This is a genomic window from Nocardia aegles, assembly GCF_052545135.1.
The window spans coordinates 183,292-199,525 of the sequence record NZ_JBQWRI010000007.1 but is presented as its reverse complement, the minus strand read 5'-3'; the positions used below and the strand labels follow the sequence as shown (position 1 = coordinate 199,525).

Below are 16,234 nucleotides of genomic sequence, written 5' to 3'. Positions count from 1 at the left end.
CTAATACCTACGCTGGCCCGCCCAGCCGAAAGACCAGAGGACTGATGACCGGCTTCCTGCTACGACGCGCGCTCAACTATGTCGTGCTGTTGCTGCTGGCTTCGTTCTTGACGTTCAGTTTGGCGTCCCTGACGTTCCGGCCGCTGGACAGTCTCGAACAACGCAATCCGCGCCCACCACAGGCAGTGATCGACGCCAAGGCCGAGGAGCTGCATCTCAACGACCCGATCCCGGAGCGCTACATCACCTGGCTCAAAGGCATTCCGCATGGTGATTTCGGCACCACGCTGGCAGGTCAGCCGGTCAGCGAGGAACTGCCGCGGCGAGTCGCGGTGAGTCTGCGGCTGCTGATCGTCGGCTCGCTGGTCGGCACGGTGCTCGGGGTGCTGATCGGCGCGGCGGGGGCGATCCGGCAGTACAAGTTCAGCGATTATTTCACCACGGTGGTGTCGTTGTTGATCTTGAGCACACCGGTGTTCCTGCTCGCGACGCTGCTGAAATACGGGGCGCTGGAGATCAATTCGCTCACGGGATCGCAGATCTTCCTCTACACCGGCGAGACGTCGGCGAACAAGATCGAAGGGTTCGGGCCGCAACTGCTCGACCGCATCCAGCACCTGATCCTGCCCACCACCGCGCTGGCCCTCGGCGCGATGGCCGGCTACAGCCGCTATCAGCGCAACGCCATGCTCGACGTGTTGCAGAGCGATTTCATCCGCACCGCCCGCGCCAAGGGGCTCACCCGCAGCAAGGCGCTGTACAAGCACGGCCTGCGCACGGCGCTGATCCCGATGGCCACGCTGTTCGCCTACAGTCTCGGCGCGCTGATCACCGGCGCGACGTTCACCGAGAAGATCTTCGGCTGGCACGGCGTCGGTGAGTGGCTGGTCGACTCGATCAACGCCCAGGACCTCTACGTCGTGGTGACGGTCACCGCGTTCGCCGGCTTGGTGGTGCTGGTGTCGGGCCTACTGTCCGACATCGTGTACGCGATTCTCGATCCAAGGGTGCGTGTGGGATGACCGAAGCCGAGATCATCGTCCAGGGCGCGCCCGAGGTCACCGCGACCGGGCGGCGCAAGCTGGTCCTGCGGCGCTTCCTGCGCAACAAGCCCGCCGTCGCGGGCGGCATCGTGCTGATCGCGCTGTTCGTCGTGAGCTTCGCGCTGCCGCCGCTGCTGCCCTACGACTACCAGCAGCTGGACTACACCGCCCTGCTCAAACCGCCGAGCCCGCAACATCCGTTCGGCACCACCCAGATCGGTCAGGACGTCCTCGCGCAGACCTTGCGCGGATTGCAGAAGTCCCTGGTCATCGGCCTGTGCGTCGCGCTGTTGTCCACCACGATCGCCGCTACCGCCGGTTCGCTGGCCGGACTGCTCGGCGGCTGGACCGACCGGGCGATCATGTGGCTGGTCGATCTGCTGCTGGTGGTCCCGAGCTTCATCATCATCGCGCTGTTCGCGCCGCGCACCAAGGGCAGCGGTTCCATTCTGCTGCTGATCCTGCTGCTGTCCTGCTTCGGCTGGATGATCTCGGCGCGGATCGTGCGGGGCCTGACGCTGAGCCTGCGTGATCGCGAATTCGTCCGGGCCGCGCGGTACATGGGGGCGCCCACCCGGACGGTGATCCTGAGTCACGTGATCCCGAACATCGCCTCGATCCTGATCATCGACACCACCCTCACCGTCGGCTCGGCGATCATGGCCGAAACGGGGCTGAGCTTCCTCGGTTTCGGTGTGCAGCCGCCGGACGTATCGCTCGGCTCGTTGATCGCCGCGGGCACGAAATCAGCGTTGACTTATCCCTGGCTGTTCCTGTTCGCGGGTGGTCTGCTGATCATCACCGTGCTGTGCGCCAACCTCGTCGGTGACGGACTGCGCGACGCGTTCGATCCCGGCGCGAAGCGGGCTCGGTCGAAGAAGAAGGCGAAGGCATGACGAGCGCAGGAACAACCGAGAAGACCTCCACCGCGCCACTGCTGGAGATCACCGATCTGCGGGTGTCCTTTCCCAGCGAGGAGGGCCGCATCGACGCGGTACGCGGGGTCGACTACACGGTGTCCGACGGCGAAGTGCTCGCCATCGTCGGTGAATCCGGTTCGGGCAAGTCGGTGTCCTCGCTGGCGGTGATGGGGTTGCTGCCGGAGCAGGCGCGGATCACCGGCTCCATCCGGTTCCGCGGACGCGAACTGCTCGGGCTGGGCGACCGCGACTTGTCCAAGCTGCGCGGCAGTTCCATCAGCATGGTGTTCCAGGACCCGCTCTCGGCGCTCACGCCGGTCTACCGGGTGGGCGATCAGATCGCCGAAGCCCTCCTGGCGCACGGCAAGGCGAGCAGAGGCTCGGCCGCGAAGCGCGCGGTGGAGCTGCTCGACCTGGTCGGTATCCCGGATCCGGAAGTGCGGGCCAAGGCGTTCCCGCACGAGTTCTCCGGCGGCCAGCGTCAGCGCGTGGTCATCGCGATGGCGATCGCGAACGACCCGGCGCTGATCATCTGCGACGAGCCGACCACCGCGCTGGACGTGACTGTGCAGAAGCAGATCCTCAACCTGCTGCGCAAGGCCCGCGACATCACCGGCGCGGGCGTCATCATGATCACCCACGACATGGGCATCGCCGCGACCCTGGCCGATCGGATCGCCGTCATGTACGCGGGCAAGATCGTCGAAACCGCGCCCGCGAGCGAGCTGTTCAACGCGCCGCGAATGCCGTACACCGTCGGCCTGCTCGGCTCGATCCCGCGCATGGACGGCCCGCCGCGGCGACCGCTGATCCCGATCGTCGGCGCGCCGCCCGCCATGCACGCGCTACCGCCGGGCTGCTCCTTCGCACCGCGCTGCCCGGTGTCGATCGGTGAATGCCGGGCCGCGGAACCGCCGCTGGAAGGAGTCGAACCGGGGCATACCGCCGCGTGCATCCGCACCGCCGAAGTCGGCACCGACGATCTGTTCGATGCCTACCGGCACGAGATCGCCGAGCCGGAGGCCGAGGCGCAGGTGCAGCCGGATGTGGTTTTGCGGGTTTCGGACCTGGTGAAGGTCTTCCCGATCACCGCCGGTGTGGTGCTGCGCCGCCGCAAGGGGGAGATCAGGGCGGTCGACGGCATCAGCTTCGAGGTCCGCAGCGGGCGCACGTTGGCGCTCGTCGGCGAGTCCGGCTCCGGCAAATCGACCACGCTCACCCAGATCCTCGATCTCGTCCCGCCGCAATCGGGCGCCATCGAGATCATGGGCAGCGACGTCGCGTCCCTGAGCAAGGCGCGCAAGCGGGAGATCCGCCGGAAGATGCAGATCGTCTTCCAGGACCCCACCGCGTCCCTCGACCCGCGCCTGCCCATCTTCGACGCCCTCGCCGAGCCGTTGCGCATCGACGGACGTCCGCGGGCCGAGATCGCCCGCCGAGTACCGGAACTGCTCGAACAGGTCGGTCTGCGCCCGGAACACGCCGACCGCTACCCCGCCGACTTCTCCGGCGGCCAGAAACAGCGCATCAGCATCGCCCGCGCGCTCGCGCTCGACCCGGAACTACTGGTACTCGACGAGCCGGTCTCCTCGCTGGACGTCTCCATCCAGGCAGGCGTGCTGAACCTGCTACGCGACCTGCAGACCGAGCGCGGACTGTCCTATCTGTTCGTCTCCCACGACCTGTCCGTGGTGCGGAACCTGGCGCACGACATCGCGGTCATGTATCGCGGGAAGATCGTGGAGTACGGGCCGGCGGAGCAGATCTTCGAGGCGCCCACACACAAGTACACGCGCGCGCTGATCGACGCCGTGCCGGTTCCAGCCGTGAGCCGATAAGGAAGTGAGCGCGATGCGGATCCGATCCACCCGGCGACACTGGGCGCGCTGGGCGGTTCCCGTCGTCGCGCTCGGAGCCGCGACAGCGGGGTGTGGCGCGGACGGCACCGAGTCGGCGACGGGCCTGTCCGACACGCTCGGCATCACCGACGATATCGATCCGAAGAACCCGGATGAAGTGCGTGAGGGCGGCAACCTGCGCTTGGCCACTCGGCGTCCGCGCCGACATCGCCAACTATGGGTCCCCCGGGCTCGCGTCGTACGACTACACCAAGATCGGTTTCCTGAAGTAGACACGCAGCAACGCTGCGGGAAGGAGCGAACCATGCGGATTCGTTCACTGACGGCACGACTGGCGATTGCCGCCGTCGCGATCGGGTTGGTGGTCTCCGGGTGTAGTTCGGACGAGGAAGGCGCGCCCGCGGGCTCGGCCGCCGAGCTCGGCACCACCAACGACATCAACCCGCACGATGTCAGCGAGCTGCGCGAAGGCGGCAACCTCCGGCTGGCCATCTCGGCGTTTCCGGCGAACTGGAACGCATTGTCCAACGACGGCAACGACGCCGAGACCGGCGCCATCCTGCGGCCGATGATGCCGCGGGCGTTCCGCACCAACGCGGCTGGCGAACTCTCGGTCAACACCGACTACTTCACCGATGTCCAGTTGACCAAGGACGATCCGCAGCAGGTCACCTACACGATCAATCCCAAAGCGGTGTGGTCCGATGGTACGCCCATCACTTGGGAGGATTTCCGGTCTCAGGCGAACGCGCTCAGCGGCGCCGACAAGTCGTTCCTGATCGCCAACAACAGTGGTTTCGATCGGGTCGAGAAGGTCGAGCGCGGCGTCGACGACCGGCAGGCGATCATCACGTTCAAGCAGCACTACGCCGAGTGGCGCGGGCAATTCGCGGGCAATACATTCCTATTTCCCAAGTCCGTCACCGCCACTCCCGAGGCGTTCAACAAGAGCTTGGTCGACGGCATCACGCTGACCTCTGGGCCGTTCATCGTGCAGTCCACCGATCGGGCACAAGGACGTATCGTGCTCGGCCGCAACCCCAAGTGGTGGGGTGACACACCCAAGCTCGACACGATCACCTTCAGTGTGCTCGACTCCTCGGCGCAACTGCCCGCGTTGCAGAACAACGAGATCGACGCGGTAGGGCTCGGCACACGCGACGAATTGCGTACGGCGCGAAACACGCCGGGGGTCGCTGTCCGGCGCGCGCCGGGTAACAGCTGGAATCACTTCACCTTCAACGGCGCCCCCGGTTCGATCCTCGCGGACCCGAAGCTGCGGGTGGCCATCTCGAAGGCCATCGACCGGCAGGGCATCGTCACCGCCATCCAGAACGGACTGGTGGCGAACCCGAAGCCACTGAACAACCACGTGTACATCCAGGGGCAGGCGGGCTACCAGGACAACAGCCTCGGCTTCGATCCCGCCGCCGCCGCGAAGGAACTCGACGACCTCGGATGGAAGCTCAACGGCGACGTCCGCGAGAAGGACGGTCGCAGACTCGAGATCCGCGACGTCATGTACCAGGACGACACCTGGGTGCAGATCGCCCAGATCATCCAGCAGAATCTGGGGGCGATCGGGGTCAAGCTGAACATCGAGACCAAGCCGGGCAAGGGCTTCTTCACCGAGGTGATCCAGCCGGGCAACTTCGATGTGGCGCAGTGGACCTGGGTGGGTGACCCGTTCCCGCTCGGCAGCATCAACCAGATCTACGGGTACAACCCGAACGACCTGCAGGGCAACTACGGTCGCATCGGATCGCCGGAGCTGAACGCGCTGATCGAGCAGACGGTGTCCGAACTCGACCCGAACAAGGCCAGAGAACTGGCGAACCAGGTCGATCGCAAGGTATTCGAGGAAGGCCATTCGCTGCCCCTGATGCAGTCCGCGGGCAATCTCGCGGTGCGCGCCGACTTGGCCAACTACGGCGCCCCGGGCCTGGCGTCTTACGACTACACCAAGGTCGGTTTCCTGAAGTGAATTCCGGATCGGGCCACCCGCTGGCCTATCCGATCACGGTGACGTTCGGCGCCCTCGCGGTCTGTGCCGCCTGGGCGCCGTTCGGCACTCTAGATCAGGTGGCGGCGATCGCGGCGGTCGTTCTGGGCGTCATCGGATATACGGGCTATCGGCTCGGCGTGGCGTTCGGGGTGGTGCGGATCCGGCGTCCGGGCTCACGAGGGACCGTGCGGGTAACCCGTGTCCGGCAACAGCACCGCCTGATCAGTCGCTCCTGGCTACAGGTGAGTGGCACGAGGCAGCCGCGCTGGCTTCCGGTCTATTTCGATCCGCAGCTGGTCACGCTGACCGAAACCGAGACGGAGCTCACCGATCGCACGATCCACATCGCCGGACGACGCCTCTACCCCTCCGGCCGCATCGGCGACGTCGAACCGCCGGGTCGTTTGATCGACAACCCCAGCCGACCCGACCCGGACGCCCCCGCGAAAACCGCGTCGGCCACTCGTCTCCTCCGCCGCCTCCTACTCGACGCCCAGTCCACCGTTGCCGCGCCCTTCGCGGCCATCCTGTGGGTCTATATCGACGGCGGCGGACTGCCCGTCTTCCTTGCCGCCACGACCATCGCCGCCGCTATCAGCGTCTGGCTCTCCGCCATCCAGGGCTCCGACCCCAGCTGAGCTGCCAGTCCGGCATCACGCATCCTCGCTGGGCATGATCCGTAGCTGTTTCAGCTCCGGAACCGCACGCTGAATGGTGAGAAAGTCTGTGTCGTTGTGCACTACGGTGGCGTCGTGTCGCAGAGCAACGGCGGCGATGTGCACATCTGTGGTTTGCGCCCCGCGTCCCGCGCCGATCTTCCAGAGGGCGGATCTCATCAGCGCGACTTGCTTTTCGGCTTCGTCATCGAATGCCAGCCACCGGAACACCGAGCCGTACAGCTCCGTGATGAACTTCAGATCCCGGGTGTTGCGTGCGCTGAAGCGCGCTTCGTCCATGGTCACCGCGGATGCGCAGAGGACGCCGATGACCGCCAGTTGGTCGACCTTGCGCTTGACCACGGGCTTCGCCCAGTAGTGGGACATCACCGATTGGTCGAGCAGGTAGTGGGGCCGATCGCTCGGAGCTGTCACCGGTTTTTCGCCGTGGCGGCGTTAGCGAGTTCCTCCTCGGTAAGGAAGGGGTTGTGGCCCATTCGCTTCAGCTGGTTCAAGGCCGCACGCTGTCGGTATCCCTGCACCAATTCGGACATGGCGAGGTTGATGACAGCCTTCTTGGTGGTGAGGCCGGTGAGCCGCATGGCCTCGGCGAGGACCTCGTCCGGAATTTCCACTGTGGTTGCCATAACGCCTTCCATATTATGAATTGCTCGTATCAATAATACGCCTATGTCCGGTCCGGGCCATCATTGCGGTTCGGTGCCGTCGACAGTTCTTGCCGCGCCCAAACCATGTCCGGGCCATACAACGAAGAGCTCGTTCATCCGTGCGCGGCAGCATTGGTCTTACCACTTGACCTCCTGACCAATCAGGCGCACGGTGGACACATGGCGTTGCAACCTGTGGTCAAGCGGTCGGTGTCGGCGGACGTGTTCGAGCAGATCGCCGCGGATGTGCTCAGCGGTGAGCTGGTGCCCGGGGCGACGCTGCCCAGTGAGCGGCAGTTGGCGGAGGCGCTGGGGGTCTCCCGGCCCGCGGTGCGGGAGGCATTGCAGCGGCTGGCCGCGGCCGGGCTGGTGTCAGTGCGCCAAGGAGACGCGACGACTGTGCTGGACTATCGGCGCGGCGCGGGGCTGGAGGTGCTGCCCAGGCTTCTGGTCCAGGCCGGGGAGCTGAACCCCGCGGTCGCGCGCAGCATTCTGGAGGCACGCCTGCACAACGGGCCGAAGGTGGCGGAGCTGGCCGCGCGCCGAGTGGGCGCGATCGGTGCGGGCGAGGTCCGCCCGCTGCTGGAAGCCTCCCTCGAAGCGCTTGCCGCCGAACCGGACCCGGTCGCGCGGCAACGGCACGCGATGGAATTCTGGGATCACGTCGTGGACGCGGCCGACTCGATCGTGTTCCGGCTGATGTTCAACATGTTGCGCGCCGCCTATGAACCGGCGCTCGCGGCGCTGGCCCCGATCATGTCCGCCGAGGTGGGCAACGTCGAGGCATACCGGGAACTGGCCGCCGCGGTCGTCGCGGGTCGGCCGCAGAAGGCCGCCACCACCGCTCGGGCGCTGCTCGAGCCGGCGACCGCAGCCCTGATCGAGGTCCTCACGGGACCGCCGGTCACCCATAGCCGGGAACGAACATGACCAAATCCAATGCCTCCGAAGCCACTTCGATCGACGCGCGGGCGCGGGTGCGCCGGGACGAGCGCGCGCTGCGGCGCGGGCTCACGCTGGGCCCGGCATTCCACGAATTCGTCCGGCACCCGTCGCCGTGGATAATCGGGGCCACCTTGGCGGGCGCGCTGATCACCCGCCTCATTGTCGGCGACTGGCAGTCGACCGATCTGCTGGTTCCCGCCGTAATGGTGGCGCTGTTCCCGGTGTTCGAGTGGATCGTGCACGTCACCGTGCTGCATTGGCGGCCGCGCCGGCTCGGCCCGATCGCACTCGACAGCGAACTGGCCCGCAAGCACCGCGAACATCACGCGGATCCGCGGAGTATCCCACTGATCTTCATCCCGACGAAGACACTATCGATGCTCGTCGTGGTGCTGATCGCGCTTGCGGCGTTCGCCTTCCCCCGCCTCGGGCTCGGCCTGACCTTCCTGATCACCATCACCCTGGTCGGGTTCGGCTACGAGTGGACGCACTACCTCATTCACACCGACTACAAGCCGAAACGCTCGCTCTACCGGGCAGTCTGGCGCAATCATCGCCACCACCACTACAAGAACGAGCACTACTGGTTCACGGTCACCAGTTCCGGCACCGCCGACCGTCTCTTCGGCACCTACCCCGACCGGGCCACGACCGAGACCTCACCCACGGCCCGCAACCTGCACTCCGCCTGATCAGAGCGGGCGCGTCCCCGCGATGAGCCGGCGGGGCGGCACAGGCTCGGGCCGTCCGCACTCGTCCGACTCGAGCCCGCTGTGATCGACGGCAGCGCGACGGCCCAGTAAGTGAGCCCTTCGCGTCTCACCATCGCGTGCACTCCGCACTACACCGGACGCGAGCAGTTGCCGCGCGTGCGCAATCCGAACCGCGTGAGCACGGCCGCCACGACAGCCCGGTCCGCAATTCGTCGCGGGCCGGGCTTTCGCCCGTTCCGGACTTGACATCCCTATACCCTAGGGGGGTAGGGTAGAAATCGCGAAGCAGAAACGCCAGCAGGAGGACATCGACCATGACCACCACCACCGTGACCGTTACCGGCATGACCTGCGGCGGCTGTGCCGCCTCGGTCCGCGGCGAGATCGGCCGCATCTCCGGCGTCGAGGCGGTGGCCGTCGATCTCGCCGACGGACGCGTGACCGTCGCGAGCGCGACCCCGATCGAACGCGCCGAACTCGCCACGGCCGTGGTTCGCGCCGGCTACGCGGTCGCCGGCTGACGGGCGGAGTACTCGATGAACGCGACCATCAAATTCGGCGGTTTCGCCCTCGGCCTCGCCGCCGTCTTCGGGATCGCCCTCGCGGCCGGTGCGGCCATCGGGCCGGAACCCGCCGCCCACGACTCCACAGCGCACGACACCGCTCAACTCCAGGACCAGGAACTACCTGGTGGAATCGTGGCGACCGACCGCGGCTACACGCTGCGGCTGGACACCACCCGGGCCACCGCTGCGGCGAACGTACCGCTGCGCTTCACCATCCTCGACCGGGACGGAAAGCCCGTCACCCGCTACGTGCGCAGCCACGACAAGGATCTGCACCTGATCGTCGTGCGCCGCGATATGGCCGCCTTCCAGCACGTCCACCCGATGCTCGGGGCCGACGGCACCTGGACGGTCCCGCTCGACCTCAGCCGCGCCGGCGACTACCGCGTGTTCGCCGACTTCACTCCGGAGGGCGGCGAAAACCTGACCCTCGGCGCAGACCTGCTGGTCGCGGGCGTCTACGACCCCCAGCAACTACCCGCGGCGACCCGCACCACGAGCGTCGGCGACTACACCGTCACGCTGGACGGCACCCTCGTTCCCGGCCGGACTTCGACAGTGACGCTGTCGGTGAGCCGCGCGGGCAAGCCGGTCACCGACTTGCAGCCCTACCTCGGCGCTTACGGCCACCTGGTGGCGCTGCGCGCCGCCGACCTGGGCTACCTGCACGTCCATCCGGAAGGCCACCCCGGCGACGGGGTGACCGCGGCCGGACCCGGTATCACCTTCGCCGTCACGGCGCCGAGCGCGGGCGACTACCGCCTGTTCCTCGACTTCCAGCACGACGGCGTGGTCCGCACCGCCGAATTCACCCTGACCGTCGCGCCGGGCACCCCCGCCGCAGACGCCTCGAACCACAACGAACACACTGGTCAGCAGCCGGATGGCCACGCGCACTGACCCGACGACCGTCCGCGCACAGAACGGAGCACCCACGATGACCACCGCGACACAACCGCCGCTCTCCGGGCAGGTCGAACTCGTGATCGGTGGAATGACCTGCGCGTCCTGCGCCGCCCGGATCGAGAAGAAGCTCAACAAGCTCGACGGCGTCACCGCGACCGTGAACTACGCCACCGAGAAGGCGCGGGTCGAATTCACCGGTGCGGTCTCGCCGGACGAGCTGATCGCCACCGTCGAACAGGCGGGCTACACCGCCGCCCTGCCCGCGCCTCCGAAGCCGCAGGAAATCGCCACCGAGGACGATCCAGCCGCATCCCTGCGCACCCGCCTGCTGGTCTCGGTGGTGCTGTCGGTGCCGGTGATCGCCATGGCGATGATCCCCGCTTTGCAGTTCACCAACTGGCAGTGGCTGTCGCTGACCTTGGCCGCGCCGGTAGTGGTGTGGGGCGCGCTGCCGTTCCACCGCGCGGCGTGGACCAACCTGCGCCACGGCGCCGCGACCATGGACACCCTGATCTCGATGGGGACGCTGGCCGCACTGGGCTGGTCGGTGTACGCCCTGTTCTGGGGCACCGCGGGCAGGCCCGGCATGACACATCCGTTCGAGTTCACCATCTCGCGGATGGACGGCACGGGCAGCATCTACCTGGAGGCCGCGGCGGGCGTCACCATGTTCATCCTGGCCGGGCGCTTCTTCGAGGCGCGTGCGAAACGGCGGGCGGGTGCGGCGCTGCGTGCCCTGCTCGAGTTGGGGGCCAAGGAGGTCTCGGTTCTGCTGCCGCGTGCGAGCGACGGGCCCGGAGAAGGCAGCCTGCGTAACCACGCAGGGCCCCGGGAGCACGGGAATGGATACAACGGAACCGAGGTGCGTATCCCGGTCGAGCAGCTGACCGTCGGCGACCGGTTCGTGGTGCGGCCGGGTGAGAAGATCGCCACCGACGGCGTCGTGCTGGAAGGTTCCTCGGCCGTCGACGCCTCGATGCTCACCGGCGAGTCGGTGCCGGTGGAGGTCGGCCCCGACGACGCGGTGGTCGGCGCGACCGTCAACGTGGGCGGCCGGATCGTCGTGCGTGCCACCAGGATCGGCGCCGACACCCAGCTGGCACAGATGGCGAAGCTGGTCGAGGACGCGCAGACCGGCAAGGCGCGGGCGCAGCGGCTGGCCGACCGGATCTCCGGGATCTTCGTGCCGATCGTCATCGCGCTGTCGGTCGCCACGCTGGGATTCTGGCTCGGCACCGGCGGCTCGGTGGCCGCGGCGTTCACCGCGGCGGTGGCGGTGCTGATCATCGCCTGCCCGTGCGCGCTCGGGCTGGCCACGCCGACGGCTCTCATGGTCGGCACGGGGCGCGGCGCACAGCTCGGCATCCTGATCAAGGGGCCGGAGGTGCTGGAGTCGACCCGGCGGGTGGACACGATCGTGCTGGACAAGACCGGCACCGTCACCGCGGGCAAGATGACGCTGCTCGACGTCGTCGCGGCCGAGGGCGAGCAGGGCGAGCGGATTCTGGAATTGGCCGGAGCGCTGGAGGATTCCTCCGAGCACCCGATCGCGCAAGCCATCGCCAAGGGTGCCCGCGAGCGGGTCGGTGAGCTGAAGCCGGTCGAGGATTTCGCGAACGTCGAGGGCCTGGGCGTGCACGGCATCGTGGACGGCCACGCGGTGGTCGTCGGCCGGGCGCGGCTGCTCGCCGATTGGTCACAGCACCTCGACGACGACCTGACCCGGGCGATGCGCGCGGCCGAAGCAGAAGGCAAGACCGCCGTCGCGGTGGGCTGGGACGGCAAGGCGCGCGGCGTGCTCGTGGTGGCCGACGCGGTGAAAGCCACCTCGGCCGAAGCCATTTCCCAGCTGCGTGCCCTCGGGCTCTCCCCGATCATGCTGACCGGCGACAATCGGGCCGCCGCCGACGCGATCGCCGCACAGGTCGGCATCGATGAGGTCATCGCGGAGGTGCTGCCCCAGGACAAGGTCGACACCGTGAAACGGTTGCAGGCCGAGGGCAAAGTGGTCGCGATGGTGGGCGACGGCGTGAACGACGCCGCGGCGCTGGCCCAAGCCGATCTGGGCCTGGCCATGGGCACCGGCACCGACGTGGCCATCGAAGCGGGCGATCTGACCTTGGTCCGCGGCGACCTGCGGGCGGCAGCGGACGCGATCCGCCTGTCCCGCCGCACCCTCACAACCATCAAGGGCAACCTGTTCTGGGCCTTCGCCTACAACGTGGCCGCGATCCCGCTGGCCATGGCGGGCCTGCTGAACCCGATGCTCGCGGGCGCCGCGATGGCGTTCTCCTCGGTCTTCGTGGTCAGCAACAGCCTGCGGCTGCGCGGCTTCCGCTCGACAACCCGCTGAACGAGACACCGGACGGGACGGCACACGTAGTGTCGTCCCGTCCGGGCATCATCAGTAGCCTACGCGGCAGTGCGGATAACTCGGCGAATCATTCGCTTGCCGAAGGCACCACAAACTGTGCTGCCGACGAACAAATATCCCCGTTGATCGGGCAAGCCAGAGGGTCGTAATGGTTTCGGAGGGTTTTCAGCAGTTGCGCGTGCTCAGACCAGTCCCAGCGTAGCCATCGATCGAAACATAAGGCCGTCACAGTACGCGCCCCCGCATCCTTCGCCGCGATCGCGGCGCCTTGCATACTTGCGCCGGTTGTCCAGGTGTCATCGACGATGAGCACGTTCTTGCCTTCCACCGCTGAACGATACCTGTCCGGTACGACGAACCGGTCGTTGACGAGTGCACGCCGCACGGCAACGCCCGGGCCGGTATCGAGCAGAAATTTCGTGGGCAAAATCGGCGGCGACGTCAGCGTCGTGAGCACAGCGTTGGCGAGGGTCGATACAGGATGCTTTCGCCCATTGCGCTGGTGTGAGGGGACGAACGTCAACGAATCCCATCGCCAGCCGAGCTGCGTAGCCATGCATTGATGATGAAGGGTGACTGCCGCCCTGATCACAAGTTGAAGGTTCTCACGACACAAGTCGACGCCCTCTTTATACGCACGTACTTCGTGCGCCGACTGATGCTTGCCTCCTGGCAGGTTGCCCTGCGCGTACGTCAGCAAAATCGTCTTATCGGCAAGCAGGCTTCCGTACACCTTTCGATGTTCTCGACATGCTCCACAGTAATCGGCATCGAACGCCGGGCCACGGCACACATGGCATATTCCAGGTGTTCCTGGAACGTACGTATTGTGGAAGGTGGTTCCGACACGCTCCTGGACGATTTTCCTCAGCACGGCGGCTGCAGGGCTTATGGGCCTCATCGATCGTTGTGCAGCCAGTTCCGGACCAGCGCACGGTGTCCCAGAATAGTATCGATGTGCTGCATTACTTCGTATGGAGAATTGGCGATGTAGACACCCGGTTCTCCCCGAAGCTGACGCGCCCATTCTGCCGACTCGGCAACCGCGGCATTCAGGATCACCGGCCTGCCGTGCGCAACCGCTTCCCGTGCCTGCGTCCGGGTCCCACTGTGCTCGCCGGCTTCTACGATCACCGTCGCCACTCCGTAGGCACTCATGATCACATTCCTTGCCAGGAATGAATACCTCGTGGGCGAATATTCTGGCAGGAAGTGGGTCAGCAGCATACCCCGCTCCGATATTTCCTTCTGTAGCTCACGATTCGATCGCGGGTACACATGGTTGAGACCGTTGCCGAGCACAGCGACCGTTCGACCGCCGGAATCGAGCGCCGCTCTGTGCGCCGCCGTATCAATTCCCTCAGCCAGCCCGGCCACGACGGAAATATCGCGCGCAACCAGCCTGCGGGCAACCTCCTCGGCGAAACGGATACCACCATCGGAAGATTTTCGAGAGCCTACGACACACACACCGTCATCGTGGTCGAGCAGCAATCCATGCGTGAAGACTACGGGCGGCATCTGCCGGACCGTACGAAGTTGCGAAGGATAGGAATCATCGCGGAAAGTATGGAACTCGAAAGGAGCGCGCTTCCATACTTCGATGTCATTTCGCGCAGCTTCCAAGAGCTCAGCATTGTCGGCTTCACCGAATAGATCCCGGGGATGCGTAGCATTCCAGAGCGCCCTAGCACCCGCGTGTTGAATTACTTCCTCGGTCAGGTAGGACCAGTCCCCATTCTTCGGCTTCAGCCGCATCAGGGATACAAGCGCGGCGCGTTCACCATCATCCCAGGCCAGGGAGCTGCCAGTCACGCTGTCCGTGGGCGCATGCGGGTTCGTCACTTACCTCCTCCAACCTGCAAGCCATAGAACGCACGTTCGAATTATGTCATCTTAGACCGACGGGTCCATGCCAAGGGGTCCACAGGGCTCCCCGAGTCATGTCGAGAATGATGTCCACGCCCGACGGTATACGATCCCTCGCTCTGTGATCGGTCCCGCCGCACGCCGAGAACTCACGGGCAACACGACCGGCCCTCACCACCACGGACGCCGGTCAGCCGCGACGCCCGCTCGAGTCTCGCCGGAGCCTTCGCCTACAACGTGGCCGCGATCCCGCTGGCCATGGCGGGCCTGCTGAACCCGATGCTCGCGGGCGCCGCGATGGCGTTCTCCTCGGTCTTCGTGGTCAGCAACAGCCTGCGGCTGCGCGGCTTCCGCTCGACAACCCGCTGAACGAGACACCGGACGGGACGGCACACGTAGTGTCGTCCCGTCCGGGCATTCGCCAGGAGGTCTTTAAGCATGCGCATAACGCAATGGGCGAGCATACCTTCGGCACACTGAGTTCCGAAACGGAAATCAGCTCAACCCCGCAGCGTGGTGACCGTGACCAGCGAGGGTTGGATGAACGTCCCGTACACCTCGATCGACATCCCGCCGGTCGGAGATTCGCCGGCCCACCGGGCGTGCTCGGTAATCCCATCGCCCAGAAGCGCTTTCGCTCCGGGCGACCATCCGACGGCCACCTGGCTCAGCGCCGGGCCGAGGTTCAGGTTCGCGATCGCCGCGGATTCGCCGCGGTCGAAGTAGACCTCGGTGCCGCCGGGGAACGGGTTCACCGCGACCGCCGAAGCACTCGCCCCGCCGAACGCCGCTGCCGAACCTCCCGCCACGAGCGCGACCAAGACCGTCATGACCCGTCGACGCATCCGAATCCCCTTTTCGTGTAAGCGCGCTGACCATGCGGCCAGTCATGTCACCCTTGCCGAGCAGGCAGCGTTCGGCAATTCGATGTGAGGTCAATCACATATGCCGGGTAGAGCGCCGTCATCGCGCCTTCGCGCGCCGCCGCCGCTCCATCTCCTCACGCTCCAGCACAGCCGCCTCCGCGAGGTTCGGGGCGGTCCCGCCGAGTCGCTGGGGGACCCACCGCGCGCCTTCGACCATCGGGTAGTCGCGTTGGGCGCGTTCCAAAAGCTCGCTCATCCGGGTGCGCAGGGTGCCGGTCAATTCCTCGATCGGTCCGGCCGGGGGGATCGGTGCGCCGATGCGGATATTGATCGGGAAATTATGGCGGCCGAGTTGCTTCGGGATGTCCTTCGTCCAGATCCGGTGGGCGCCCCAGACGATCATGGGAACGATCGGGACATCGGCTTCGATGGCCATCCGCGCCGCGCCGGATTTGAATTCCTTCAGCTCGAAGCTGCGGCTGATCGTCGCCTCGGGATAGACCACGACCACCTCGCCCTCGCGCAAAGCGGTCACCGCGCGGGCGTACGACTCGGCCCCGGCCGTGCGATCGACGCCGATCGCCTTGCAGTGCTTCATGAGAAAGCCGACGATGCCGTGCTCGAGCTCGGCTTTCATCATGAATCGGACATTGCGGCCGGACTTGCGACCGACCAGCCCGACCTCCATGAAATCCAAGTAGGCCGTGTGGTTCACGGCCAGGACCGCGCCGCCGGAGCGCGGAATGTGCTCCTGGCCCGCGATATCGATGCGCAGGCCCTGAGCGAAGAAAATGGCGCGGGCCACGCCGGTGAGAATGTCATAGACCGGTTCGCGCGCCATCAC

Annotated in this window: 17 protein-coding genes; 11 read left to right on the top strand and 6 right to left on the bottom strand. The window is 66.4% G+C overall.

Annotation, left to right across the window (positions count from 1 at the left end; genetic code table 11):
• Window positions 1–44 precede the first annotated feature (44 nt).
• From ACT89H_RS20510 to ACT89H_RS20490, 5 genes are all read left to right on the top strand, one after another.
• Window positions 45–1,022 carry an ABC transporter permease gene (locus tag ACT89H_RS20510; RefSeq protein WP_445110234.1) on the top strand — a complete coding sequence of 326 codons (978 nt, stop codon included), beginning with the start codon at window positions 45–47 and terminating at the stop codon, window positions 1,020–1,022.
• Window positions 1,019–1,939 carry an ABC transporter permease gene (locus ACT89H_RS20505; protein ID WP_445110233.1) on the top strand — a complete coding sequence of 307 codons (921 nt, stop codon included), beginning with the start codon at window positions 1,019–1,021 and terminating at the stop codon, window positions 1,937–1,939. The genes ACT89H_RS20510 and ACT89H_RS20505 overlap by 4 nt, the downstream gene beginning before the upstream one ends.
• On the top strand, window positions 1,936–3,801 hold the full coding sequence (locus ACT89H_RS20500; protein WP_445110232.1) for an ABC transporter ATP-binding protein: 1,866 nt from the start codon (window positions 1,936–1,938) through the stop codon (window positions 3,799–3,801). Before ACT89H_RS20505 ends, ACT89H_RS20500 begins: the two co-directional genes overlap by 4 nt.
• Before the next feature lie 325 nt (window positions 3,802–4,126).
• Window positions 4,127–5,806: an ABC transporter family substrate-binding protein gene (locus tag ACT89H_RS20495; RefSeq protein ID WP_445110231.1), complete on the top strand. Its 1,680-nt coding sequence runs from the start codon at window positions 4,127–4,129 to the stop codon at window positions 5,804–5,806.
• Window positions 5,803–6,465, top strand: a complete 663-nt coding sequence (locus ACT89H_RS20490) for a hypothetical protein (RefSeq protein ID WP_445110230.1) — start codon at window positions 5,803–5,805, stop codon at window positions 6,463–6,465. The genes ACT89H_RS20495 and ACT89H_RS20490 overlap by 4 nt, the downstream gene beginning before the upstream one ends.
• Window positions 6,466–6,480: 15 nt before the next feature.
• Here ACT89H_RS20490 and ACT89H_RS20485 read toward each other — a convergent pair whose 3' ends face one another.
• Both ACT89H_RS20485 and ACT89H_RS20480 read right to left on the bottom strand, forming a co-directional pair.
• Window positions 6,481–6,918 carry a type II toxin-antitoxin system VapC family toxin gene (locus ACT89H_RS20485; protein ID WP_445110229.1) on the bottom strand — a complete coding sequence of 146 codons (438 nt, stop codon included), beginning with the start codon at window positions 6,916–6,918 and terminating at the stop codon, window positions 6,481–6,483.
• Window positions 6,915–7,130: a type II toxin-antitoxin system VapB family antitoxin gene (locus ACT89H_RS20480; protein ID WP_445110228.1), complete on the bottom strand. Its 216-nt coding sequence runs from the start codon at window positions 7,128–7,130 to the stop codon at window positions 6,915–6,917. Before ACT89H_RS20480 ends, ACT89H_RS20485 begins: the two co-directional genes overlap by 4 nt.
• A gap of 201 nt (window positions 7,131–7,331) precedes the next feature.
• Here ACT89H_RS20480 and ACT89H_RS20475 point away from each other — a divergent pair, with 201 nt between their 5' ends.
• The 5 genes from ACT89H_RS20475 (at window position 7,332) to ACT89H_RS20455 (ending at window position 12,634) form a co-directional block, all read left to right on the top strand.
• Window positions 7,332–8,081: a FadR/GntR family transcriptional regulator gene (locus ACT89H_RS20475; RefSeq protein ID WP_445110227.1), complete on the top strand. Its 750-nt coding sequence runs from the start codon at window positions 7,332–7,334 to the stop codon at window positions 8,079–8,081.
• Window positions 8,078–8,788, top strand: coding sequence for a sterol desaturase family protein (locus tag ACT89H_RS20470; RefSeq protein ID WP_445110226.1), 711 nt, complete (start codon window positions 8,078–8,080; stop codon window positions 8,786–8,788). The genes ACT89H_RS20475 and ACT89H_RS20470 overlap by 4 nt, the downstream gene beginning before the upstream one ends.
• 335 nt (window positions 8,789–9,123) lie before the next feature.
• A complete protein-coding gene (locus ACT89H_RS20465) occupies window positions 9,124–9,330 on the top strand; it encodes a heavy-metal-associated domain-containing protein (RefSeq protein WP_445110225.1) in 207 nt (68 codons plus the stop codon).
• A 15-nt stretch (window positions 9,331–9,345) separates the two neighbouring features.
• A complete protein-coding gene (locus ACT89H_RS20460; protein WP_445110224.1) occupies window positions 9,346–10,275 on the top strand; it encodes a DUF8832 domain-containing protein in 930 nt (309 codons plus the stop codon).
• Between the two features lie 37 nt (window positions 10,276–10,312).
• Complete coding sequence (locus ACT89H_RS20455) at window positions 10,313–12,634, top strand: heavy metal translocating P-type ATPase (protein WP_445110223.1); 2,322 nt, start codon at window positions 10,313–10,315, stop codon at window positions 12,632–12,634.
• A gap of 88 nt (window positions 12,635–12,722) precedes the next feature.
• Here the strand turns inward: ACT89H_RS20455 and ACT89H_RS20450 are convergent, their stop codons facing one another.
• Window positions 12,723–13,388: a hypothetical protein gene (locus ACT89H_RS20450; protein ID WP_445110222.1), complete on the bottom strand. Its 666-nt coding sequence runs from the start codon at window positions 13,386–13,388 to the stop codon at window positions 12,723–12,725.
• 164 nt (window positions 13,389–13,552) lie between these two features.
• Entirely contained in the window at window positions 13,553–14,500 is a 948-nt protein-coding gene (locus ACT89H_RS20445; protein WP_445110221.1) for a DNA-processing protein DprA, read from the bottom strand.
• Window positions 14,501–14,761: 261 nt separating this feature from the next.
• On the opposite strand from ACT89H_RS20445, the gene ACT89H_RS20440 reads away from it, so the two are divergent.
• Window positions 14,762–14,893 (top strand): hypothetical protein, encoded by a 132-nt coding sequence (locus ACT89H_RS20440; RefSeq protein ID WP_445110220.1) that lies wholly within the window; start codon window positions 14,762–14,764, stop codon window positions 14,891–14,893.
• 131 nt (window positions 14,894–15,024) lie between these two features.
• On the opposite strand, the gene ACT89H_RS20435 is transcribed toward ACT89H_RS20440, so the two are convergent.
• Complete coding sequence (locus ACT89H_RS20435; protein WP_445110219.1) at window positions 15,025–15,369, bottom strand: hypothetical protein; 345 nt, start codon at window positions 15,367–15,369, stop codon at window positions 15,025–15,027.
• 118 nt (window positions 15,370–15,487) lie between these two features.
• Window positions 15,488–16,231 (bottom strand): lysophospholipid acyltransferase family protein, encoded by a 744-nt coding sequence (locus ACT89H_RS20430; RefSeq protein WP_445110218.1) that lies wholly within the window; start codon window positions 16,229–16,231, stop codon window positions 15,488–15,490.
• Window positions 16,232–16,234 lie beyond the last annotated feature (3 nt).